Genomic DNA, 21,167 nt, shown 5'->3' on the forward strand with positions numbered 1-21,167 from the left:
GAGGCGGAGCCGCCCCGGCGGCCGCGCGCCGGGCTCACCGCCCTGATCACCCCGCGCGCAGCACGCTCGCCACGACCCTGCCCGCCGAGTCCCCGCCGTGGCCGCCCTCCTCCACGACGGCCGCCGACGCGAGGTCGTCGGAGTAGCCGGCGAACCAGCTGTTGGAGGTGGCCTGGTTGTCGACCTCCGCCGAGCCCGTCTTCGCGCCCTTGTCCCCGCCGACCGAGGCCATCGCCTTCGCCCCCGTGCCGTCCCCGGTTGCCGTCGCCCGCATCATCGCCCGCAGCTGACGGGAGACCGGGTCGGGCAGGGACCGCGACGCCTCGGCGAAGGTCCGCCCGTCGAGCTTCCGGTCGACCAGGAAGGGCTGCTTGAAGGTCCCGGTCTTCGCGGTGGCGGTGATCGAGGCGATGTTGAGCGCGTTCATCTGGACCGTTCCCTGCCCGATGTACTGCGCCGCCGCCTCGCCCTCCACCGCCGGGGGGACGGACCCGTCGACGGACTGGACGCCCGTCTTCCAGTCGAGGCCGATCCCGAAGACGTCCCGGGCCTCCTTGCCGAGCGCGGAGTCGTCGTCCACCTCGTTGATCAGCTTGATGAAGGCGGTGTTGCAGGACTTGGCGAAGCTCCGGGAGAACGGCACGTCGCCGAGCGCGAAGTGTTCGAGGTTGTGGAAGGTACGGGTGTAGTACCGGACCTCCTTGGGACAGGGGGCGATCCCGTCCGCGGTCACGAGCCCCTTCTCCAGGAGCATCGCCGCCGTGACGATCTTCAGGGTCGAGCCCGGCGCCTGCTTGCCCTCGAACGCCGTGTTGAAGCCGCCCGACGGGCTGTTGGCGACCGCCCGTATCTCGCCCGTGGTCGGCTTGACCGCCACCACCGACGCCTGGCCGTACTGCTTCACCGCCCGCTCGGCCGCCGCCTGGACGGTCGCGTCGATGGTCGTCCGCAGCGTTCCCGGCCGGCCCTTCACATGGGTGACGAGCGTGGTGTCCGGCACCCCCTCCGTACCGGACTCGATCCAGGTCTCTACGCCCGGCTCGCCGCCGCTCTGCGTCGCGTACCGGGCGAGCAGCTGGTCCAGGACCGGCCCGAGCGAGGGGTACTTCTCCTTCGTCAGCTCGGCGCCCTTGCGGTCGACGGCCTTGATGCCGCCGGACTTCGCCGCGCCGGTGCGCAGGGTCCCGTCCTTGGTGAGCTTCGGGTGGATGACGGCCGGCTTCCAGTCGACGAGCGGCCGCCCGGTGGACAGCCCGCGCACCACCGTCAGCTCCGAGGTGTACGTCCAGGGCTTCGACCGCCCCTCGTACGTCACCGTGGCCTTCACCGTGAAGGGCACCGTCGCGCCGGCGGGCGTACCCGGCGTGATCTCGGCCGCGGAGACCTTCGCACCCTCCTTGTAGCCGAGCACGACCGGCCCGGCCTCGACGGGGTTGTTGGTCAGCTGGGCGGCCCGGTCGGACTCGCCCGCGGCCCACGCGGCCAGGAAGTCCCCGGCGGTCCGGGTGACCTCGTCCTCGGTGACCGGCCCGGACCGCTTCCCGTCCGCGGCGGAACGGGTGCTCACGTCCGAGCCCCCCGTGACCCCCTGCACGAGGTTGTAGCCCCCGTAGGCGACCCCGCCCGCCACGACGACGAAGACTCCGCCGACGATCGCGACCTTCGCTCCACTGCGCATCCTTGTGGTTCCCCTCCCCAGAAGCCCCAGAAGTTCGCTCAGTCAACCAGCGCCCCCGCCCCGGTGTCGACCGCATTCGCATGTGCACCGACCCCGCCACAGGGCGGTTCCGGCACCGGCACGCGCCTGCGTCCAGGGGCCTCGTACCGCTCGCTCGTCCGTTCCAATTGCTTGTGTAGGGTCGACCTTTGACGTGTCCGGGACGGTTCGCGGTCCTCCCGAGCGGAACGTCGATCTCTTGCTTGTCCGTACGGGGGAAGGAGTCCACCACGATGCCGTGGGATGAATGGGAGCAGCTGAAGGCCGATGCCGGCAGTCAGAGTTCTGCGCGAATGCAACTGAACGAGGTGCCGAGCGACCGGACCGGTGGCAGTGGCGCCGGCGAGGCGGGCGACCTCAAGGCCGACCAGCAGGACCTGGCCGCGGTCGGCGACAGCGCGTTCAAGCTCTTCAACGACCTCGGACGCGAGGGCCGTAACGCCTGGTCCAGCAGTCAGAACGCGGCCAAGGACCTCACCACGCAGGAGTTCGAGCTCGGGGCCGCCCTGCACACGGTCCAGGACCGGTGGGAGAAGTCGCTGACCAGCCTGCTCGACGCCTGCGCCCACATCTCCAACCACATGGACTTCACGAAGAAGGTCCACGCGGGCGACGATCAGTACATCGCGTCGACCGTGAGCAGCATCGCCACCCTCGACAAGGGTTTTGACGAGGGGACGAACCGCTGATGGACCTCGAAGCACTGCGCCACGCCAACTTCGCGTTGCTGAGCGCCGCGATCACCGACTGGGGCACCGTCGTCAAGAGCCTGACGGGTCTTCAGAAGCGGGCGAGCGACGACATGAAGGCCAAGGCGGACAAGGCCAACTGGGCCGGTGTCAACGCCACCGTCTCGCGCGAGTTCATCTCCAAGACGGCCGGTGAGTTCTCGGACGCCCTCACCCAGGCGACGTCGATCCACAACATCCTCAAGGACACCCACGACGAGCTCGTCGGGTTCCGGGACAAGCTCAAGCAGGCCCTGGACGACGGCTTCGACAAGGACAAGCTCTCGGTCTACGGGGAGCAGGGCGGCGGCTTCCGCGTCGTCTCGGCCATGCACCCCGAACCTCCCGGCACCAAGGAGAAGGCCGAGGCCCTCAGGGACAGGATCCAGGTTCTCCTCGGCCAGGCCACGACGAGCGACTCCACCGCCGCCCGTGCCCTGAAGGCGATAGCCGAACAGGCCGACTACGGCTTCTCCGGCGCCAAGCACGCCGACCGCGACTCCGCCGCCGACGCGCTGCAGAAGGCGGACGCCATGGCGAACCTGGCGAAGGACGCGAAGAAGATGTCGCCCGAGGAACTCGCCGAGTTCCAGCGGACCATGGCCAAGTACAAGGACGACGAGCTCTTCGCCGCCCAGTTCGCCTCCAAGCTGGGGGGCAAGGAGACCCTCCAGTTCTGGAACGACCTCGCCGAGCTCCACGCGGGCGCGCGGGGCGAGGAGCTCAAGCAGCTCCAGAGCCTCCAGAGGGACCTGAGCACGACGCTCGCCACCGCCACGCTCTCCGACTCGGACGGCATGACGGAGTGGAAGAAGAAGGTCCTCGACGAGTCGACCACGGCCTTCCGGGCCAACTCCGCGGATCCGCTGCGGCCCTACGGCGCCATGGGCTACCAGGTCATGAGCAGCCTGATGCACCACGGCAAGTACGACGCCGAGTTCCTCGACGCCTACGGCAAGCAGCTCCTGAAGATGGACATGGCGCCGGCCGGCAGCGCGGGCATGGGCACCAACGACCTCTGGAAGGACGGGAACATCACGGACCTCGTCTTCGGGGACGACGACGGCCGCGACCCGGTGACCGGCTTCATGAAGGCCCTGTCGCACAACCCCGAGGCGGCGCTGGACACCTTCGGCGACAAGAAGGTCTTCGAGCACGTGGTGGAGAGCATGCGGTACACCGACCGTGACGGTGCGGTGGCGCACGCCCTCGAAGCGGCCGTGACGGGCTACGGCGACGGCGAGAAGGCGACCGACATCAGGCCGCACAGCAGGGAGCAGGTCGCCCTCATGCAGGACGTCATGCACGCCGTCGCGCAGCCGGACAGCGGCACCAAGCTCGTGAACAAGGAGACGGGCGAGAGTTTCGGCGACATGGCGGCCGCCTACATGCCGGAGATCAACCGGTCGATTGCCGGCAGTGGATCCGAGTCGATCTTCATGACCAACAGCCAGGACCCCGACGGTCTGAAGAAGACCGACGCCATGCGCTTCCTGTACGACGTGTCCAAGGACCCCATGGGCCGGGCGGCGATCATCATCGGCGAGAACATCTACACGGCGAGCTCCATGGAGGCGCACATCGCGAATCCGGATCTCTTCAACGGCAAGTCCGAACTCCCGATCAACGCCATCGCGCGCAACACCGGAATCATCGAGGGCATCGTCGGGCACTCGGTCGCCGACGCCAAGATCGCCGGTGACCTGGGAGCCGAGAAGGCCACGAACGACGCCCTCAAGTCGAAGGGCGACGTGGTGAAGGCCTTCCTCGCCGCCGGTGTGAACGTGGGCAGCGTTGCCCTGGTGCCCATGGGCCCGGGCGCCGCGATGACGGGCGCCGCGGCCAGCGGGTTCTTCGGCGGAGTCGCCGGCATCGCCGTGGACACCCTCCTGAAGGGCCAGGAGGCACAGGGAGCGCTGGACAGGTCCCTCTACGCCTCCGGCGGAACGCTGAACGACACCATGGAGTCGGCCAAGGCGCAGACCCAGAACAGCGTCGGCGAGTCCATCAGCACCCACGGTTCCAAGGAACTGACGGACCACGAGGCGAAGGAACTGGTCCGTGTGGCCCTCGAACAGGGCTGGACCGACAGCGATTCCATGATGGAAGACATCCGCGCCCGGCCGGCTGCGTGAGTTGCGAGGAGATGTGAGCAGCCGTATGCGGGCAGGCCGAAGGAAGAACCTCCGCACCGCGGGCATAGCCGGCCTGGTGGCGGTCGCGGCGGTCTTCGGGTACCTGGAGATCTTCACCAAGGGCGTCGACCGGCTCCCGGACCGTCCGTGCGACGGTGCGGTGGACCGGGCGACGGCGGCGCGCGCCCTGCCCTCGGCGCGCTCGGCCGAGGAGCGGGGGAAGCTCCGGCAGGACCGGTCGGACGGCGACTTCTTCTTCGCCTGCCACGTACGCACCAGCGGCGACTCCGTCATCTCGGGGGAGGCGGAGTCCCGTGACTCGGATTCCGACGGTTGGCGTGACTTCTACGCGAACAACGGGAACGACGAGAACCCGGTCGAGGTGTCGTCCGGCGACATCCGAGCCTTGGCGCACCCGGACAGGGCCCACGTGTACGTCCCCTGCACCCCGCCCGGCAAAAAGCCCGGCGAGGCGCGTGACGCGTACGCACTGACCGTCGACGCCGGCACCATCGGCAAGACCCGCGTGCACGGGACCGAGCTGCGGCAGGTCCTCGTCGACTTCGCCTACCAGCTCGCCCGCCACACCTACGAGGCCGTCGACTGCCAGGAGTCGCGGACCTTCCCGAAGGAACTGCCCCGGCTCCCGGCGGCCTGAGGGACGAGCACGTGTCAGAGGCCCGGACCGCTTCCGTGCGGTCCGGGCCTCCGGCGTACCGCGGTGCTGAATCCTTTTCCCCGTCCGCCGCCTCTTGTCTGTGAACCGGTCGCGAAGGCGCCGGCGGATACCAGGAGGAACGAAGCATGATGATCGCGATCATCGCCGTGGTCGGTGTGGTGCTGGTCTGCATCTGCAGCGTGACGCTGCTCAAGCGGAGGAGCCGGAGCCGTGGCTGACCGCCCGCGGCGGGTCTCCTGGCCGGACGAGCGGCTGATCCGGGCGGCGCAGGACGGCGACATCCCGTCGCTCACCACCGTGGTCATGGAGTCGCAGCCGCACGTGCGCCGGTTCGCGCTGTCGCTGTGCGCCACACCGCAGGACGCCGAGGACGCGGCCCAGGAAGCGCTGATCATCCTCTACCGGAAGATCGGCACGCTCCGCGCGTCCGGCGCCCTGGCGTCCTGGATGTTCCGCATCGTGCGCAACGAATGCCTGCGACACCTCAGACTGCTCGCCACCCCCACCGCCGCCACCCCCGTCACCGAGGAGGAGCCCTCCGCGGAGAGTGCGGTGCTGCGGCGGCTGGAGGCCGAGCGGGTGGCCGTCGCGGTCGGCGGCCTCCCCCGCGAGCAGCGGCAGGTGCTGATCATGCGGGACGTCCAGGGGTTTCCCGGCCGTCACGTCGCCCGGTCGCTCGGCCTGAGCGAGGCGGCCATGAAATCGCGGCTCCACCGGGCCCGGGCCGCCCTGCGACAGGCCCTGGCAGCGACCGAAGAGGCGACCGAAGGAGAGGTACGGCCATGAAGAACGCGGACCCCGGCGACCCCGTCCGTACGGGATCGGACTTCGCGAGCGCCTCCGTCCCGCGGCACCTCCTGCGCGGCGCTCTCGGCTTCGGCCTGATCATCGGCGCGATCGCCCTGGTGCCCGTCGCCGGCCCCGCCGTCCTGCTCGCCGCCCCCCTGGGCCTGGTCGCCCTCCGCGGCTGCCCGACCTGCTGGGCGATCGGCCTGGCCCAGACGGTCTCCCGAGGCCGCCTGCGACGCACCTGCGAGGACGGCGTCTGCACCCTGTCGAAGGCGGCCTGAGCGGCCGGCCGGACGACACGGAGGGCGCGGCCACCGGCCGCGCCCTCCTGGAACTCCCGCCCCGCTAAACCCAGGTGTCGAGCCACATCCGATTACGCCACTGATCCAGCGGAATCGACGTTCCCGTGTACAGCGGCCAGAAATAGATGAAGTTCCACACGATGAGAAGAACGAGAACTCCCGCCCCCACCGCCCCGAAAGTCCGCCGCCTTTCCGAGGAACCGGCCGGGCCGATGATCGCGCCGATCATCATCGTCACCGCCAGACACAGGAACGGCACGAACACCACCGCGTAGAAAAGGAAAATCGTGCGTTCCTGATACAGGAACCACGGCAGCCAGCCCGCCGCGATCCCGCACGCGACGGCGCCCGCTCGCCAGTCCCGGCGGAAGGCCCAGCGCCACAGGACGTACAGGATCGCGAAACAGGCCGCCCACCACAGCAGCGGAGTCCCCAGGGCCAGGACCTCCTGCGCGCACTTCTCCGTCGCCGTCGCCGGGCAGCCTCCCCGGCCGGGGGCCGGGGACTCGTAGAAGTACGAGACCGGGCGGCCCAGGACGATCCAGCTCCACGGGTTCGACTCGTACGTGTGCGGCGAGTTCAGCCCCACGTGGAACGTGTAGACCTCGCTCTCGTAGTGCCACAGACTGCGCAGCCAGTCCGGCAGCCAGGACCAGAGGCCGCCGCCGTTCACCTTGTCCTGCTCGCTCGCCCAGTTGCGGAAGTACCCCTTGTCCGTGACGATCCAGCCCGTCCACGACGCCACGTAGGTGACGATCGCGACCGGCACCACCGAGACGAAGGCGGGGAGCAGGTCACGCCTGATCACCGCGGCGTACGGGCGGAACGCGCCGGCCGTACGACGGGCGCCCACGTCCCACAGGACCGTGAGGAGCCCGAAGGCCACCATCACGTAAAGGCCGTTCCACTTGGTCGCCGCCGCGAGCCCCAGGGACACGCCCGCCGCCAAGCGCCACGGCCGCCAGCCGAGCCGCAGCGTCTCCGCGACGTCCGCGTCCGGCCGCAGCACGCCCTCCCCGTCCTCCGGGAGCGCCGCCGCGAGCCGCCGCCGCGACCAGTCCCGGTCGACGACCAGACAGCCGAAGGAGGCCAGCACGAAGAACATCAGGACCTGGTCGAGCAGCGCCGTCCGGCTCATCACGAAGTGCAGGCCGTCCACCGCGAGCAGCAGCCCCGCCAGACACCCAAGGAACGTGGAGCGGAACAGCCGCCGCCCGATCCGGCACAGCATCAGCACGGAGAGCGTGCCGAGCAGCGCCACCATGAACCGCCAGCCGAACGGCTCGAATCCGATGAGCTTCTCACCGAGCCCGATGACCCACTTGCCCATCGGCGGATGGACGACATAGCCCGGGTCCGTCGGGACCAGCACCGAGTCGGGGTCGCTGAGGATCGTCTTGTCGATGTCCTTCGGCCACGCCCCCTCGTACCCCTGGTTGATCAGCGCCCAGGAGTCCTTCGCGTAGTACGTCTCGTCGAATATCACCGCGTGCGGCTTGCCCAGGTTCCAGAACCGCAGCACCCCGGCGAGCAGCGCGACCAGCAGCGGACCGCCCCAGGCGGCCAGCCGCCACACCCTCTCCCCGGCTCCCGCCGAGATCCCGAGCAGGGACCACATCCGCTGCGAGGGACGGGTGTACGGCGGTACGAGACGCTCCCGCAGCCCGGGTCCGGCGGCGCGGCCGACGGGGGGTGCGTAGCCGAAGCGCCGCAGACGCTGCTGCCACGACGGGGGCTCTTCCACGGCGCGCTGACCCTGCAGGGTCTCGGGTGCGGTACTGGTCACCGCGCCATCGTAGGGAACGCTCCTGTGCGAGTCGCCTGTCCGGGCTGCGAGGATGACCCATGTGACAGGAACGCTGGTACTTGCAGGGACGCCCATCGGGGACATCGGGGACGCTCCGCCGCGGCTCGCGGCCGAGCTGGAGACCGCCGACATCGTCGCGGCGGAGGACACCCGGCGGCTGCGCGGCCTGACCCGGGCCCTCGGCGTGCACACCTCGGGCCGGGTCGTGTCGTACTTCGAGGGCAACGAGTCCGCCCGTACGCCCGAGCTGGTCGAGGCGCTCGTCGGCGGCGCGCGGGTCCTCCTCGTCACCGACGCGGGCATGCCGTCCGTCTCCGACCCCGGGTACCGGCTCGTCGCCGCCGCCGTGGAGCAGGACATCAGGGTCACCGCCGTCCCCGGCCCCTCCGCCGTGCTGACCGCGCTCGCCCTGTCCGGGCTGCCCGTGGACCGCTTCTGCTTCGAGGGCTTCCTGCCCCGCAAGGCCGGGGAGCGGCTCGGCCGGCTCCGCGAGGTGGAGAAGGAGCGCAGGACCCTCGTCTACTTCGAGGCCCCGCACCGGCTCGACGACACGCTCGCCGCGATGGCCGAGGTCTTCGGCGCCGAGCGCCGTGCCGCCGTCTGCCGCGAGCTGACCAAGACGTACGAGGAGGTCAGGCGCGGCCCGCTCGGCGAGCTCGCCCAGTGGGCGAAGGACGGCGTACGGGGCGAGATCACCGTCGTCGTCGAGGGCGCCCCGGAGGAGGCGCCCGCCGAGCTCGACGCCGAGGAGCTGGTGCGCAGGGTGCGGGTGCGCGAGGAGGCGGGGGAGCGGCGCAAGGAGGCGATCGCGGCGGTCGCCGCCGAGGCGGGGCTGCCCAAGCGCGAGGTGTTCGATGCCGTCGTGGCGGCAAAGAACGCGGCTGTGACGGGCCCCGGAAAGGGTAAAGGGCTATCGTGAAAAGCAAAGCGAAACCCGCGCGGCGGGCCTCCTGAGGGCCTGAGAGCAAGGGAACGCCAAAGAGCGTTCCATTGTTCGTCCGGCGCTGATGCGCTCCGGCCCGAAAAGGCGTCCACTGGATCGGTGGAGAGGAGCTGGCATGAGTGAGATCACCGGCACCGGCATATCCGTCGCCCATGAGGCGTACGCCTTCGCCTGCATGCGTTGCGGATACGGCTGGGAGCAGGCGTACGACATCGAGCACCACGTCGACGCCGCCGGCCATGAATTCGTCGTCTACAAGGCCGGTGGTGAGCGTGTCCCCTCACCGCTGTCCAGTCCGACCTGCATGAACTGCGGCGGACATGTCGTCCGCATCATGCGCGCGGGTCAGGTGTCCTCGGTCCTGAGCTCCTGGGAGCAGGCCTATCACCGCAGCGGCCCGGGAGCGCCGCACAGGCCGGCCACCCCGGCCGGACCGATCGGCCTGGCGGGGCCGATCGGGCAGGACCTGGAGCGCGAGGAGGGCCCGGCGACGAAGGAGGGGGACCTTCCCGGACCCGTGCACGTGACGGACGAGCCCCGGGGATGGCTGTCGGACCTCCTGAGCCGGTTCCGGCGCGAGCGCTGACCCCCCGCGGGCCGCCCGGCGCGAGCACCGGCCCTTCGCGGGTGAACTCATGGTCCTCGTACGATCGGGGCCATGAGTTCGAAGGACGCCCCGCCGCCGCTGCCCGAGCCGCTCCTGGTTCCCGTGGCGGATTCCCACACGCATCTGGACATGCAGTCCGGCACCGTCGAGGAGGCCCTCACCAAGGCCGCCGCCGTCGGGGTCACCACCGTCGTCCAGGTGGGCTGTGACATCAAGGGCTCCCAGTGGGCCGCCGAGACGGCCGCCGCGCACGAGAACGTGCACGCCGCCGTCGCCCTGCACCCGAACGAGGCACCCCGGATCGTCCTCGGCGACCCTGGGGGAGGCGGGTCCCGCCAGGGCGCCCGCGAGGCGGGCGGGGACGCGGCGCTGGACGACGCGCTCGCCGAGATCGACCGCCTCGCCGCCCTGCCGTACGTCCGCGCCGTCGGCGAGACCGGGCTCGACTTCTTCCGTACCGGCCCCGAGGGCATGGCCGCCCAGGAGCGCTCCTTCCGCGCCCACATCGAGATGGCCAAGCGGCACGGCAAGGCACTGGTGATCCACGACCGCGAGGCCCACGCCGACGTCCTGCGGGTCCTCGACGAGGAGGGCGCCCCGGAGCGGACCGTCTTCCACTGCTACTCCGGCGACGCCGACATGGCCCGGATCTGCGCCGCCAAGGGCTACTTCATGTCCTTCGCGGGGAACATGACCTTCAAGAACGCGCAGCCGCTGCGCGACGCCCTCGCCGTCGCCCCGCTGGAGCTGGTCCTGGTCGAGACGGACGCCCCGTTCCTGACCCCGGCGCCGTACCGAGGACGGCCGAACGCGCCGTACCTCATCCCCGTCACCGTCCGTGCGATGGCCGCCGTGCGCGGGATCGCGGAGGAGGAACTCTGCGAGGCGATCGCCGTGAACACGGCCCGCGCCTTCGATTACTGATCCATAACGGTTACGTGTCGTAGCCGGGTCGTTCGGGAGAGTGACCGTCGTCGGGGCTAGGGTCCCGGCCTCGTGAGCACTTCCCAGGGCAGTCACCGAGCCGGACGGCGGCCGACGACGGCCGGGCCCGTGCCGCTCCACGAGCAGCCGACGCAGGCAGCGGTGCTCGTACCGGGCCAGGTTCCGGGCCAGAGCCAGACCCGGAGCCAGGGCTCCCGCGCCGAGGCCCGGCGGGCCGCCCGACGCCGCAAGTCCGGGCCGGGCCCCGTCGCGAGCCTCCGGCGCATCGTCCCGCAGGCGCTCGTCGTCGCCTTCCTGGCCGGCGGCACCAGCGCCTTCGTCGCCAACGACAAGGCGGTCCGGCTCTCCGTCGACGGCGTCCCGAGGACCCTGCACACCTTCGCCGACGACGTCGACGAACTGCTCGCGGACGAGGGGCTCGCCGTCGGCTCCCACGACATCGTCGCCCCCGGCCCCGGCGAGGCCCTGGCCAGCGGCGACGAGGTCGTCGTCCGCTACGGCAGGCCCGTCGCCCTCACCCTCGACGGGCAGCGCCGCCAGGTGTGGACCACGGCCAGGACCGTCGACGGCGCCCTGCGCCAGCTCGGGGTACGGGCCGAGGGCGCGTACCTCTCCGTCTCCCGCACGGCCCCCATCTCCCGCCGCGGCCTCGCCCTGGACGTCCGCACCGAGCGGACCGTCACCCTCCTCGCCGACGGCCGCGAGCGGACCCTGCGCACCAACGCCGCCACCGTCCGCGAGGCCGTCGAGGAGGCCGGGATCACCCTCTCCGGGCAGGACACCACCTCCGTGCCGCCGGGCTCCTTCCCGCGCGACGGCCAGACGATCACCGTCCTGCGGATCACCGGCAGCCGGCAGGTCCGCGAGGAGCCGATCCCGTACACCGTCGAGCGGACCCGCGACCCAGGCCTCTTCGCGGGCACGGAGGTCGTCGAACGGCAGGGCGTCCAGGGCGTGCGCCGGGTCACGTACACCCTGCGGTCCGTCAACGGCGTCCGCCAGAAGCCCAGGAAGACCGGCGAGGAGGTGGTCAGGGAGCCCGTCACCCAGAAGGTCAGGGTCGGCACCCGGCCGCTGCCCACCTCGGTCGGGGGCGCGGACGGGCTCGACTGGGGGGCGCTCGCCGCCTGCGAGTCCGGCGGCCGGCCGAACGCCGTCGACCCCTCGGGCACATACGGCGGGCTCTACCAGTTCGACCCCGGGACCTGGCGCTCGCTCGGCGGCAGCGGCGTCGCCCAGGACGCGTCCGCCTCGGAGCAGACGTACCGGGCGAAGAAGCTCTACGTGCAGCGCGGCGCCAGTCCCTGGCCGCACTGCGGCCGAAGGCTCCACCGGTGAGCCGTAGGCTGTACCGGTGAGCACCACCACCGGCCCCGAAGGCCCCGACGCCCTCCTCGGCCCCGCCGACATCCGTGAACTGGCCGCCGTCCTCGGCGTGCGCCCCACGAAGCAGAAGGGCCAGAACTTCGTCATCGACGCCAACACGGTCCGGCGGATCGTCCGCACGGCCGAGGTGCGACCCGACGACGTGGTCGTGGAGGTGGGCCCCGGACTCGGCTCGCTGACCCTGGCACTCCTGGAGGCCGCGGACCGGGTGACGGCCGTCGAGATCGACGACATCCTCGCGGGCGCGCTGCCGTCGACCATCGCCGCCCGGCTGCCCGCGAAGAAGGACCACTTCGCGCTGGTCCACTCCGACGCGATGGACGTCCAGGAGCTGCCCGGCCCCGCGCCGACGGCGCTCGTCGCGAACCTGCCGTACAACGTGGCCGTGCCGGTCCTGCTGCACATGCTCGACCGCTTCCCGACGATCGAGCGGACGCTCGTGATGGTCCAGGCGGAGGTCGCGGACCGGCTGGCGGCCAAGCCCGGCAACAAGGTGTACGGCGTGCCGTCGGTCAAGGCGAACTGGTACGCCGAGGTGAAGCGGGCGGGCTCCATCGGCCGCAACGTCTTCTGGCCGGCGCCGAACGTCGACTCGGGTCTCGTCTCGCTGGTCCGCCGTACGGAGCCGGTGGCGACGACCGCGTCCAAGGCGGAGGTCTTCGCGGTCGTCGACGCGGCCTTCGCCCAGCGCCGCAAGACCCTGCGGGCCGCGCTCGCCGGCTGGGCGGGCTCGCCCGTCGCGGCGGAGGAGGCCCTGGTGAAGGCCGGGATCTCGCCGCAGGCGCGGGGCGAGTCGCTGACGGTGGAGGAGTTCGCGCGGATCGCGGAGGCCAAGGCGTGAGCGGGACGGGTACGGAGCACGGCGCGGTGCCCGCGGCCGGTGCGGGCCCGCGGGCCGGCCGGAGCGTCACCGTACGGGTGCCCGCCAAGGTCAACGTCCAGCTGGCGGTCGGCGGGGCGCGCCCCGACGGCTTCCACGACCTGGCGAACGTCTTCCTCGCGGTGTCCCTGTACGACGAGGTCACGGCCACGCCCGCCGCCGAGCTGACGGTCACCTGCGAGGGCCCAGACGCCGACAAGGTCCCCCTGGACCGCACCAACCTGGCCGCACGCGCCGCCGAGCTGCTCGCCGCCCGGCACGGGATCTCCCCGGACGTCCACCTCCACATCGCCAAGGACATCCCGGTCGCCGGCGGCATGGCGGGCGGCAGCGCGGACGGCGCGGGCGCGCTCCTCGCCTGCGACGCGCTGTGGGGCCTCGACTCCCCGCGCGCCGACCTCCTGGAGATCTGCGCGGAGCTCGGCAGCGACGTGCCGTTCAGCCTGGTCGGCGGGGCGGCGCTCGGCGTCGGCCGCGGCGAGCGGCTGACGGAGCTCCCGGTCGGTGGCGGCTTCCACTGGGTGTTCGCCGTCGCCGACGGCGGGCTCTCGACCCCGGCCGTGTACGGCGAGTTCGACCGTCTCCACGAGGGCGTCACCGTCCCCGAACCGGCCGCCTCCCCCGCGCTCCTGGACGCCCTGCGCACCGGTGACGCGACCGCCCTGGCCGGCGCCCTGGCGAACGACCTCCAGCCGGCGGCCGTCTCCCTGCGTCCGTCGCTGACGGCCACCCTGGAGGCCGGCGCGGCGGCGGGCGCCCTGGCGTCCCTCGTCTCGGGCTCCGGTCCGACGACGGCCTTCCTGGTGAAGGACGAGGACGCGGCCCGCGCGGTCGCCGACGCCCTGACCGCCTCCGGCACCTGCCGCACGGCCCGCGTGGCCACGTCTCCGGCACCGGGCGCGCGGGTCCTGTAGCCCCTCGCCACCGCCGGGTCTCCTCGGCGCGGGCCGCCCCCGGGCCCGTCCGGAGGCTCCGTCATGCCTACCCCTACGCTGGTCCCTTCGGCGTGATGAGCCGGTGCGGTACGACGGATGCGGTACGACGGATCGGAGCGGTACGGATGGCGGGGGCGAACGGCGCAGAGCTGGTCGGTGAGGTCCTGGGCGGGCGCTACCGCGTGACCGCGACGATCGGGCGCGGCGGGATGGGCGTGGTCGCCCGGGCCGTGGACCAGGTCCTCCACCGGGAGGTCGCCGTCAAGGTGCTGCGGGCCTACACCGACGCCTCCCCCGCCGAACTGGCCGACCTGCGCTCCCGGATGCAGCGGGAGGCGCAGGCCGCCGCCCGTGTCCGGCACAGCGGCGTGGTCACCGTGCACGACGTGGTCGAGGAGCGGGGGCTGCCGGTCATCGTCATGGAGCTGGTCGACGGCCCGTCCCTCGACGACGTGGTGACGGAACGCGGACCGCTGGACCCGCGTGAGGTGGCCGCGATCGGCGCCAAGCTGATGGACGCCCTCTCGGCGGCGCACCAGGCCGGGGTACTCCACCGGGACGTCAAGCCCGGCAACGTGCTTCTCGAACGCTCGGGCCGGGTCGTGCTCACGGACTTCGGCATCGCCACGATGGAGGCCACCGACGGCGACGCCGTGGCCAAGCTGACCCAGAGCGGTCAGATCGTCGGCTCCCTCGACTACCTGCCGCCGGAGCGCGCGCAGGGCCGCGAACCGGGGCCCGCCTCCGACATCTGGTCGCTCGGCATGACGCTGTACGCGGCCGTGGAGGGCACGGCGCCCTTCCGCCGTACGTCGGCCTGGTCCACGCTGTCGGCGATCGTCACCGAGCCGCTGCCCGAGCCCCGCCGCTCGGGACCGCTCGCCCCGGTGCTGCGGGCGCTGATGGCCAAGGACCCGGCGCACAGGCCGGACGCCGCCCAGGCCCGCGCGATGCTGGAAGCGGTCGCAACGGGCGCGCCCCCGGCCCCGGCTCCCCACGCCGCACCGACCCCGGCCCCCGCCCCGGCCCCGGCGCCCCACCCCGCACCGGCCCCGCCCCAGGTCCAGGCCCAGGCCCAGGCACCCCACCCCGCGGCGCCCCCGGCCTTCGGCCCTCCGCCCGAGCCGTTCGCCCCGCAGCCGGGCACGGCGCCCGGCGCACCCGCAGGCCACGACCCCCGCGCCGAGGCCCCCACGGGAACCCTGCGCGGGCGGCGCCGCCGCACCCGTACCGTCGTCGCGGTCGCCGCCGCCACGGTCCTGACCGGCGGCGGCATCGCCTACGCCCTGATGGACAAGGCCGCCCCCGACACGGGCGGCGCCTCGCAGGCGGCGGCCCCCGGGGCGAGCACCCCGGCCGACGGTGACATGTCCGGCACGGGCGGGCTCACCGACGCCCCGACCGCCCCGGGGGACCTGACGTCCATGACCCCCGACGGGACGCCGACCGGCACCCCCACGGAGAAGGACGAGCCCGGCGGGCCGACCCCCACGAAGACGCCCACCGCCGACGACAAGCCGGCCACCACGCCCTCGGCCCCGCCGAAGACCACCCCCAGCGCCACCGTGAAGGAGCCCACCCCGGTCTCGACGGCCTGCACCGGCTGGGCGCACTCCAACCGCAGCGACGGCTACGGCTACCTGGCCGAGAACTCCCACCTCTACACCGGCCCGTACGCGGAGTGCTCCTACGTGACGGCGGTCAAGGCCGACGTGAAGGTCTACTACCACTGCTACGTCACCAACGCCTACGGCAACACCTGGATCTACGCCCGCATCCAGGGCACGGAGACCGAAGGCTGGCTCCACCGGGAGAAGGCCGACCGCGAGACCGGCAGCCTCGGCCGCTGCTAGGGGGTGTCTCGGCCGGGGGATCACCGGACGTCGCCGCACCTGCCGGGCCGTCTACCCTTGGACGTCGATCCATCCCCCCGTACAGGAGTCAAAGTGGCCGTCAATCTGGTCAATGTCGAGGCTGTCAGCAAGGTGTACGGCACCCGTGCCCTGCTCGACGGCGTCTCGCTCGGCGTCTCCGAGGGTGACCGGATCGGTGTCGTGGGCCGCAACGGCGACGGCAAGACGACCCTCATCCGCATGCTCGCCAAGCTGGAGGAGGCCGACACCGGCCGGGTCACGCACAGTGGCGGGCTGCGGCTCGGCGTGCTCACGCAGCACGACTCGCTCGACCCGGAGGCCACCGTCCGGCACGAGGTCATCGGCGTCATGGCCGACCACGAGTGGGCCGGCAGCGCCAAGATCCGCGACGTGCTCACCGGGCTCTTCGGCGGGCTCGACCTGCCCGGCTTCGAGCAGGGCCTCGACACCGTCATCGGCCCGCTCTCCGGTGGCGAGCGGCGCCGGATCGCGCTCGCCAAGCTCCTCATCGAGGACCAGGACCTGCTCGTCCTCGACGAGCCCACCAACCACCTCGACGTCGAGGGCATCGCCTGGCTCGCCAAGCACCTCCAGGAGCGCCGCTCCGCGCTCGTCTGCGTCACCCACGACCGCTGGTTCCTCGACCAGGTCTGCACCCGCATGTGGGACGTGCAGCGCGGTGACGTCCACGAGTACGAGGGCGGCTACTCCGACTACGTCTTCGCCCGCGCCGAGCGCGAGCGCATCGCGGCGACCGAGGAGACCAAGCGGCAGAACCTCATGCGCAAGGAGCTCGCCTGGCTGCGGCGCGGCGCCCCCGCCCGTACCTCCAAGCCCCGCTACCGCATCGAGGCCGCCAACGAGCTGATCGCCGACGTGCCGCCGCCGCGCGACACCTCCGAGCTGATGAAGTTCGCCAACGCCCGCCTCGGCAAGACGGTCTTCGACCTGGAGAACGTCACCGTCACCGCCGGCCCCAAGACGCTGCTCAAGCACCTCACCTGGCAGCTCGGCCCCGGCGACCGCATCGGCCTGGTCGGCGTCAACGGCGCCGGCAAGACCTCCCTGCTGCGGGCCCTCGCCGAGGCCGCCGTCAGCCAGGGCGAGAAGCAGCCCGCCGACGGGAAGATCGTCGTCGGCAGGACCGTACGGCTCGCCTACCTCTCCCAGGACGTCACCGAGCTGCCCGCGACGCTGCGCGTCCTGGAGGCCGTCCAGCAGATCCGCGACCGGGTCGACCTCGGCAAGGGCCGCGAGATGACCGCCGGTCAGCTGTGCGAGCAGTTCGGCTTCTCCAAGGAGAAGCAGTGGACGCCGGTCGGCGACCTCTCCGGTGGCGAGCGGCGCCGGCTCCAGCTGCTGCGCCTCCTGATGGACGAGCCGAACGTCCTCTTCCTCGACGAGCCCACCAACGACCTGGACATCGAGACCCTGACCCAGCTGGAGGACCTCCTCGACGGCTGGCCGGGCTCCATGGTCGTCATCTCCCACGACCGGTTCTTCATCGAGCGCACCACCGACCGGACCTTCGCGCTGCTCGGCGACGCGGCGCTGCGGATGCTGCCGCGCGGCATCGACGAGTACCTGGAGCGGCGGCAGCGGATGATCGAGGCGTCCGTCCCCGCCCCGGCCGCGTCGGCCGCGCAGGCGAAGCCGGGCGTCTCCGCCGCCGACGCGCGCGCCGCGAAGAAGGAGTTGCAGAAGGTCGAGCGCCAACTGGACAAGGTCTCCCAGAAGGAGGCAAAGCTGCACGCCCAGATCGCGGAGAACGCCACGGACTTCGAGAAGGTCGCGAAACTCGACGCGGAGCTGCGGGAACTCGCCGGGGAGCGCGAAGAGTTGGAAATGCGGTGGCTGGAATTGGCGGAGGATGCGTAGAGAAGCCGTGCGAAACGCGTAACGAGGGCATCACGGGCCGGTCCTCCCTTGGGAACAAGGGGTGGACCGGTCGCTTTTGCGCCATCCCGTGAGTGGTAGAAAGAAAACCCGCTCACACCAAGGGGGAACGCGCTGATGACCCAGCCGCCCAGCAACCAGCCGCCGGGCTTCGGCGCACCGAACCCGGACCCGAACCAGGATCCGGCCCAGAACCCGGCCCAGGGACCGCCGCCGATGCCGCCGCAGGCACCGCCGATGCCGCCCCAGGCCCCGCCGGTTCCCCCGCAGGCGCCGCAGGCTCCTCAGACGCCGCCGCCCGCCGCACCGGGTCCGTACAACCAGCCGCCGCAGCCCGGTTACGGGTACCCGCAGCCGGGGCCGTACGGTCAGCCGCCGCAGCCCGGCTACGGGTACCCCCAGCAGCCCGGCCCGTACGGCCAGCAGCCCGGCCCCTACGGCCCGCAGCAGGGTCAGTACGGCTACCCCGGCCCGGCCCCCGCCCCCGGCGGCAAGAACCCCTTCAAGGGCAAGCCCGCCGTCGTCGTCGCCGCGGCCGTGGCCGCCGCGCTCGTCATCGGCGGCGTCAGCTGGTTCGCCTTCGGCGGCGGCGACGACGAGACGCCGGTCGCGAAGCCGACCGCCACCAGCGGCACCCCGAAGCCGTCCGAGTCCGTCGACCAGGGCGACGGCAGCGGCAACGGCGACGGCCGCAACGGCGAGGACGACCTCAACGCAGGCCGCAAGCCCGGCGAGGCGAAGATCAACTGGCTGCTGAAGAACAACGTCGACCTGCCCCGCAACGGCTCCGACGTCTTCGGTCCGTGGGTCGTGGGCGATGTCGTCGCCAAGGCGATGTACAAGGGCATCAGCGGCTTCGGCCTCAGCGACGGCGCCTCCAAGTGGCAGCTCGACCTGCCCTTCGAGGTGTGCGCCGCCGCCCCCGAGCCCGCCGCCGACGGCACCACGGTCATCGGGGTCAACGACAAGGCCGGCGACCGCGCCGACTGCACCGTCCTCCAGCAGGTCAACCTGAAGACCGGCAAGGCGGGCTGGAAGAAGACGCTCGACAAGGGCACCGGCTTCAGCTCGCTCTCCGACATCACCATCGCCATCAGCGGCAACACGGTGACGGCGGCCGGAACCAACCAGTCCTGGGGCTTCGCGCTCAACGACGGCAAGCAGCTCTTCACCAAGCCGACGAGCGGCAACTGCCAGCCGTACGCCTTCGCGGGCGGCGCCAAGCTGATCGCCGCGGCCAGCTGCCGCACCAGCGACGTCAGCAAGAAGCAGGAGCAGATCAGCGAGGTCGACCCGAACACCGGCAAGCCCCGGTGGACCTTCAAGCTCCAGCCCAACTGGGAGGTCGACAAGGTCTACTCGGTGAACCCGCTCGTCGTCTCCGCCCAGCAGCGCGACGAGAAGAAGTGGACCGTCTTCGCCGTCACCCCCGACGGCAAGCTCCGCTCGCAGATCCAGGGCGGCAACGACAAGTACGCCCCCGACTGCGGCGGCGGCGCGTTCGTCATCTTCGGCCGCAACCTCCAGGGCTGCCAGGGCGTGGCCGCCGATGCCAACACCTTCTACATGGCGACGGACTCGGAGTACCGCCAGGCCAACGCCGTCGTCGCCTTCGACCTGAACACCGGCAAGCCGAAGTGGCGCGCCGCGGCCCCCGCCGAGCGCACCATCACGCCGCTGCGCATGGAGGGTTCGGAGGTCGTGGTCTACATGAAGGCGATGTACGACAAGGGCGGCGCCGTCGCCACCCTCGCCCCGACCGGCGGCAGCCCGAAGATCGTCCAGCAGCACCCGCTGGCGACCGCCGAGATCGAGGACGACTACTACAACCCGGCCTACGTCTACTCGGGCGGCACCTTCGTCGTCGCGGCCGGCCGCGTCAGCGCCCGCAACGACGCGGAGGAGAAGGAGACCAAGACGATGATGGCCTTCAGCAAGTGAGAGCCGGCCGCATCCGATGACCGATCCGCAGCAGCCGGGGCCGCCCCCGCCGACGTACGGGCCGTACGGAAGCCTGAATCCGTACGGCGGCGGCACCGGCACCCCCGTACCGCCGCCCGCCCCGCCGCAGCCGCCCGTACGCGGGAAGCGCCGCACGACCGCCGTGATCGCGGCGGTCGTTGCGGCGCTGCTCGCGGCCGGCGGCGGGACCTGGTACGCCCTGAAGGGCGACGAGGGCCCCGGGGCCCGCAAGGACGACAAGGCGTCCGCGAGCCCCACCGCCTCCGGCCCGGCGACACCGTCCGCCGGGCCTTCGGGTCCCCCCGCGCCGGACGCCGCCGACGCGGCCCGCTACAACGGGGCCCGCGCTCCCGGTGAGGCCTCCGTCCTGTGGGTCCGGAAGAACGACATCGACGTCACCACCCTCACCGGCGACGTCTTCGGACCCTGGCTGGTCGGCGACACCCTCGTCACCGCCATGTACCGCACGGTCACGGCCCATTCGGTCGTCGACGGCACGGTGAAGTGGCGGATGATGCTCGACACCGAGATCTGCCGCGCGTCGCACGACGTCTCGGCCGACGGGAAGATCGTCCTCGCCCGCAAGGACCGCCTCCACGCGGACGTCGACGAGTGCCGCAACCTCCAGGCGGTCGACCTGCGCACCGGCAGGACCAGCTGGCAGCGGAAGATCGTGAAGGAAGGCAACTTCGACTTCGGGACCGACTTCTCGCTGGCGATCAGCGGAGGCACCGTCACCGCGGGCCGGGACCTGTACTCGACCGGATACCGCCTGAGCGACGGCAAGCAGCTGTTCGGCCGGTGGGAGAAGAACGAGTGCCAGCCGTACGCGTACGCCGGAGGCCCCAAGCTCATCGCCGCGGTCTCCTGCACGAAGGACGTGAACAAGCCGCAGGAGGAGATCCACGAGGTGGATCCGGTGACCGGGAAGTCCCGCTGGAAGTACCGGCTTCCGGTCGGCTACCGGGTGGACCACGTCCTGTCCGTGCGGCCGCTCGTCGTCTCGGCCGACAACCGCGTCCAGGGCACCCACGGCATGGTCGTCCTCAACGAGGACGGCACGAAGCGCACGTCGCTCAAGGGCCCCGGCTTCTATGCCGAAGGGTGCGACGACGACACCGTCCAGCAGGGCAATCTGCAACGCTGCCAGGTCGTCGTGGACGGCACCACCGCCTATATCGCGGTCGAGGGAGCCCCCAAGGGCAAGGGCAACGAGATCGCCGCCTTCGATCTCCGTACCGGAAACATCGTGCGGCGCATCGAGGGACTCCCCGGGCGCAGGTCCTGGCCGCTGCGGATGGAAGGCGGCTCGCTGATCGTCCGAAGGGCCGCGCTGCTCGACGCGCCCGGTTCGCTGGCCACCGTCGCGCCGGGCGCGACCCGGCCCGTCGAGACGCTCCGGCTGCCGCGCGCGACCGGGCGGCTGGAGTCGCGCTTCCACGATTCACCGGCGCTGTACGTCGACGGCCGGTACATCCTTGTGCAGCAGGTCGTCCTGGGTGCGAACGACGACGAGGAGATGAAGAGGGAGACGCTGTTGGCCTTCGGCAAGTGACACCGACCCCCGCCCGTCCTCCCACAC

17 protein-coding genes are annotated in these 21,167 nt (G+C 71.8%); 15 read left to right on the top strand and 2 right to left on the bottom strand.

What is annotated here, in order from left to right; translation table 11 throughout:
- Positions 1-46: 46 nt before the first annotated feature.
- Positions 47-1,678 (bottom strand): penicillin-binding transpeptidase domain-containing protein, encoded by a 1,632-nt coding sequence (locus M5362_RS25310; RefSeq protein ID WP_260230047.1) that lies wholly within the window; start codon positions 1,676-1,678, stop codon positions 47-49.
- A gap of 272 nt (positions 1,679-1,950) precedes the next feature.
- Between M5362_RS25310 and M5362_RS25315 the strand changes: the two genes are divergently transcribed.
- The 5 genes from M5362_RS25315 to M5362_RS25335 all read left to right on the top strand — a co-directional run bounded on the left by M5362_RS25315 (position 1,951) and on the right by M5362_RS25335 (position 6,329).
- Positions 1,951-2,406 (top strand): hypothetical protein, encoded by a 456-nt coding sequence (locus tag M5362_RS25315; RefSeq protein ID WP_260230048.1) that lies wholly within the window; start codon positions 1,951-1,953, stop codon positions 2,404-2,406.
- Positions 2,406-4,580, top strand: a complete 2,175-nt coding sequence (locus tag M5362_RS25320; protein ID WP_260230049.1) for a hypothetical protein — start codon at positions 2,406-2,408, stop codon at positions 4,578-4,580. Before M5362_RS25315 ends, M5362_RS25320 begins: the two co-directional genes overlap by 1 nt.
- Before the next feature lie 13 nt (positions 4,581-4,593).
- The gene (locus tag M5362_RS25325) at positions 4,594-5,238 is read left to right on the top strand and encodes a hypothetical protein (RefSeq protein WP_260230050.1); all 645 of its coding nucleotides are present in this window, start codon (positions 4,594-4,596) and stop codon (positions 5,236-5,238) included.
- A gap of 231 nt (positions 5,239-5,469) precedes the next feature.
- On the top strand, positions 5,470-6,045 hold the full coding sequence (locus tag M5362_RS25330; RefSeq protein WP_260230051.1) for an RNA polymerase sigma factor: 576 nt from the start codon (positions 5,470-5,472) through the stop codon (positions 6,043-6,045).
- Positions 6,042-6,329, top strand: a complete 288-nt coding sequence (locus M5362_RS25335; RefSeq protein ID WP_260230052.1) for a hypothetical protein — start codon at positions 6,042-6,044, stop codon at positions 6,327-6,329. The genes M5362_RS25330 and M5362_RS25335 overlap by 4 nt, the downstream gene beginning before the upstream one ends.
- Positions 6,330-6,393: 64 nt before the next feature.
- On the opposite strand, the gene M5362_RS25340 is transcribed toward M5362_RS25335, so the two are convergent.
- Entirely contained in the window at positions 6,394-8,136 is a 1,743-nt protein-coding gene (locus tag M5362_RS25340; RefSeq protein WP_260230053.1) for a dolichyl-phosphate-mannose--protein mannosyltransferase, read from the bottom strand.
- 52 nt (positions 8,137-8,188) lie between these two features.
- Here M5362_RS25340 and rsmI point away from each other — a divergent pair, with 52 nt between their 5' ends.
- From rsmI to M5362_RS25390, 10 genes are all read left to right on the top strand, one after another.
- On the top strand, positions 8,189-9,076 hold the full coding sequence (gene rsmI, locus M5362_RS25345; RefSeq protein WP_260230054.1) for a 16S rRNA (cytidine(1402)-2'-O)-methyltransferase: 888 nt from the start codon (positions 8,189-8,191) through the stop codon (positions 9,074-9,076).
- 139 nt (positions 9,077-9,215) lie between these two features.
- On the top strand, positions 9,216-9,686 hold the full coding sequence (locus tag M5362_RS25350; RefSeq protein ID WP_260230055.1) for a hypothetical protein: 471 nt from the start codon (positions 9,216-9,218) through the stop codon (positions 9,684-9,686).
- Positions 9,687-9,758: 72 nt separating this feature from the next.
- Entirely contained in the window at positions 9,759-10,631 is an 873-nt protein-coding gene (locus M5362_RS25355) for a TatD family hydrolase (protein ID WP_260230056.1), read from the top strand.
- A gap of 72 nt (positions 10,632-10,703) precedes the next feature.
- On the top strand, positions 10,704-11,990 hold the full coding sequence (locus M5362_RS25360) for a resuscitation-promoting factor (RefSeq protein WP_260230057.1): 1,287 nt from the start codon (positions 10,704-10,706) through the stop codon (positions 11,988-11,990).
- A 16-nt stretch (positions 11,991-12,006) separates the two neighbouring features.
- Positions 12,007-12,879 (top strand): 16S rRNA (adenine(1518)-N(6)/adenine(1519)-N(6))-dimethyltransferase RsmA, encoded by an 873-nt coding sequence (rsmA, locus tag M5362_RS25365; protein ID WP_260230058.1) that lies wholly within the window; start codon positions 12,007-12,009, stop codon positions 12,877-12,879.
- 26 nt (positions 12,880-12,905) lie between these two features.
- Positions 12,906-13,832, top strand: coding sequence for a 4-(cytidine 5'-diphospho)-2-C-methyl-D-erythritol kinase (locus tag M5362_RS25370; RefSeq protein ID WP_260230208.1), 927 nt, complete (start codon positions 12,906-12,908; stop codon positions 13,830-13,832).
- A 146-nt stretch (positions 13,833-13,978) separates the two neighbouring features.
- Positions 13,979-15,706 carry a serine/threonine-protein kinase gene (locus M5362_RS25375; protein WP_260230059.1) on the top strand — a complete coding sequence of 576 codons (1,728 nt, stop codon included), beginning with the start codon at positions 13,979-13,981 and terminating at the stop codon, positions 15,704-15,706.
- A 93-nt stretch (positions 15,707-15,799) separates the two neighbouring features.
- Positions 15,800-17,605, top strand: a complete 1,806-nt coding sequence (locus M5362_RS25380; RefSeq protein WP_260230060.1) for an ABC-F family ATP-binding cassette domain-containing protein — start codon at positions 15,800-15,802, stop codon at positions 17,603-17,605.
- A gap of 135 nt (positions 17,606-17,740) precedes the next feature.
- The gene (locus tag M5362_RS25385) at positions 17,741-19,564 is read left to right on the top strand and encodes a PQQ-binding-like beta-propeller repeat protein (RefSeq protein WP_260230061.1); all 1,824 of its coding nucleotides are present in this window, start codon (positions 17,741-17,743) and stop codon (positions 19,562-19,564) included.
- A 16-nt stretch (positions 19,565-19,580) separates the two neighbouring features.
- Complete coding sequence (locus M5362_RS25390) at positions 19,581-21,140, top strand: PQQ-like beta-propeller repeat protein (RefSeq protein WP_260230062.1); 1,560 nt, start codon at positions 19,581-19,583, stop codon at positions 21,138-21,140.
- Positions 21,141-21,167 lie beyond the last annotated feature (27 nt).

The organism is Streptomyces sp. Je 1-79 (genome assembly GCF_025195125.1).
GTDB lineage: Bacteria > Actinomycetota > Actinomycetes > Streptomycetales > Streptomycetaceae > Streptomyces.

What these genes read in the sequence shown, in the direction of transcription:
- M5362_RS25385 (WP_260230061.1), top strand. Translation starts at nt 17,741, where the DNA reads ATGACCCAGCCGCCCAGCAACCAGCCGCCGGGCTTCGGCGCACCGAAC.
- M5362_RS25335 (WP_260230052.1), top strand. Translation starts at nt 6,042, where the DNA reads ATGAAGAACGCGGACCCCGGCGACCCCGTCCGTACGGGATCGGACTTC.
- M5362_RS25320 (WP_260230049.1), top strand. Translation starts at nt 2,406, where the DNA reads ATGGACCTCGAAGCACTGCGCCACGCCAACTTCGCGTTGCTGAGCGCC.
- rsmI (WP_260230054.1), top strand. Translation starts at nt 8,189, where the DNA reads ATGACCCATGTGACAGGAACGCTGGTACTTGCAGGGACGCCCATCGGG.
- M5362_RS25375 (WP_260230059.1), top strand. Translation starts at nt 13,979, where the DNA reads ATGGCGGGGGCGAACGGCGCAGAGCTGGTCGGTGAGGTCCTGGGCGGG.
- M5362_RS25350 (WP_260230055.1), top strand. Translation starts at nt 9,216, where the DNA reads ATGAGTGAGATCACCGGCACCGGCATATCCGTCGCCCATGAGGCGTAC.
- M5362_RS25355 (WP_260230056.1), top strand. Translation starts at nt 9,759, where the DNA reads ATGAGTTCGAAGGACGCCCCGCCGCCGCTGCCCGAGCCGCTCCTGGTT.
- M5362_RS25390 (WP_260230062.1), top strand. Translation starts at nt 19,581, where the DNA reads ATGACCGATCCGCAGCAGCCGGGGCCGCCCCCGCCGACGTACGGGCCG.
- M5362_RS25310 (WP_260230047.1), bottom strand. Translation starts at nt 1,678, where the DNA reads ATGCGCAGTGGAGCGAAGGTCGCGATCGTCGGCGGAGTCTTCGTCGTC.
- M5362_RS25315 (WP_260230048.1), top strand. Translation starts at nt 1,951, where the DNA reads ATGCCGTGGGATGAATGGGAGCAGCTGAAGGCCGATGCCGGCAGTCAG.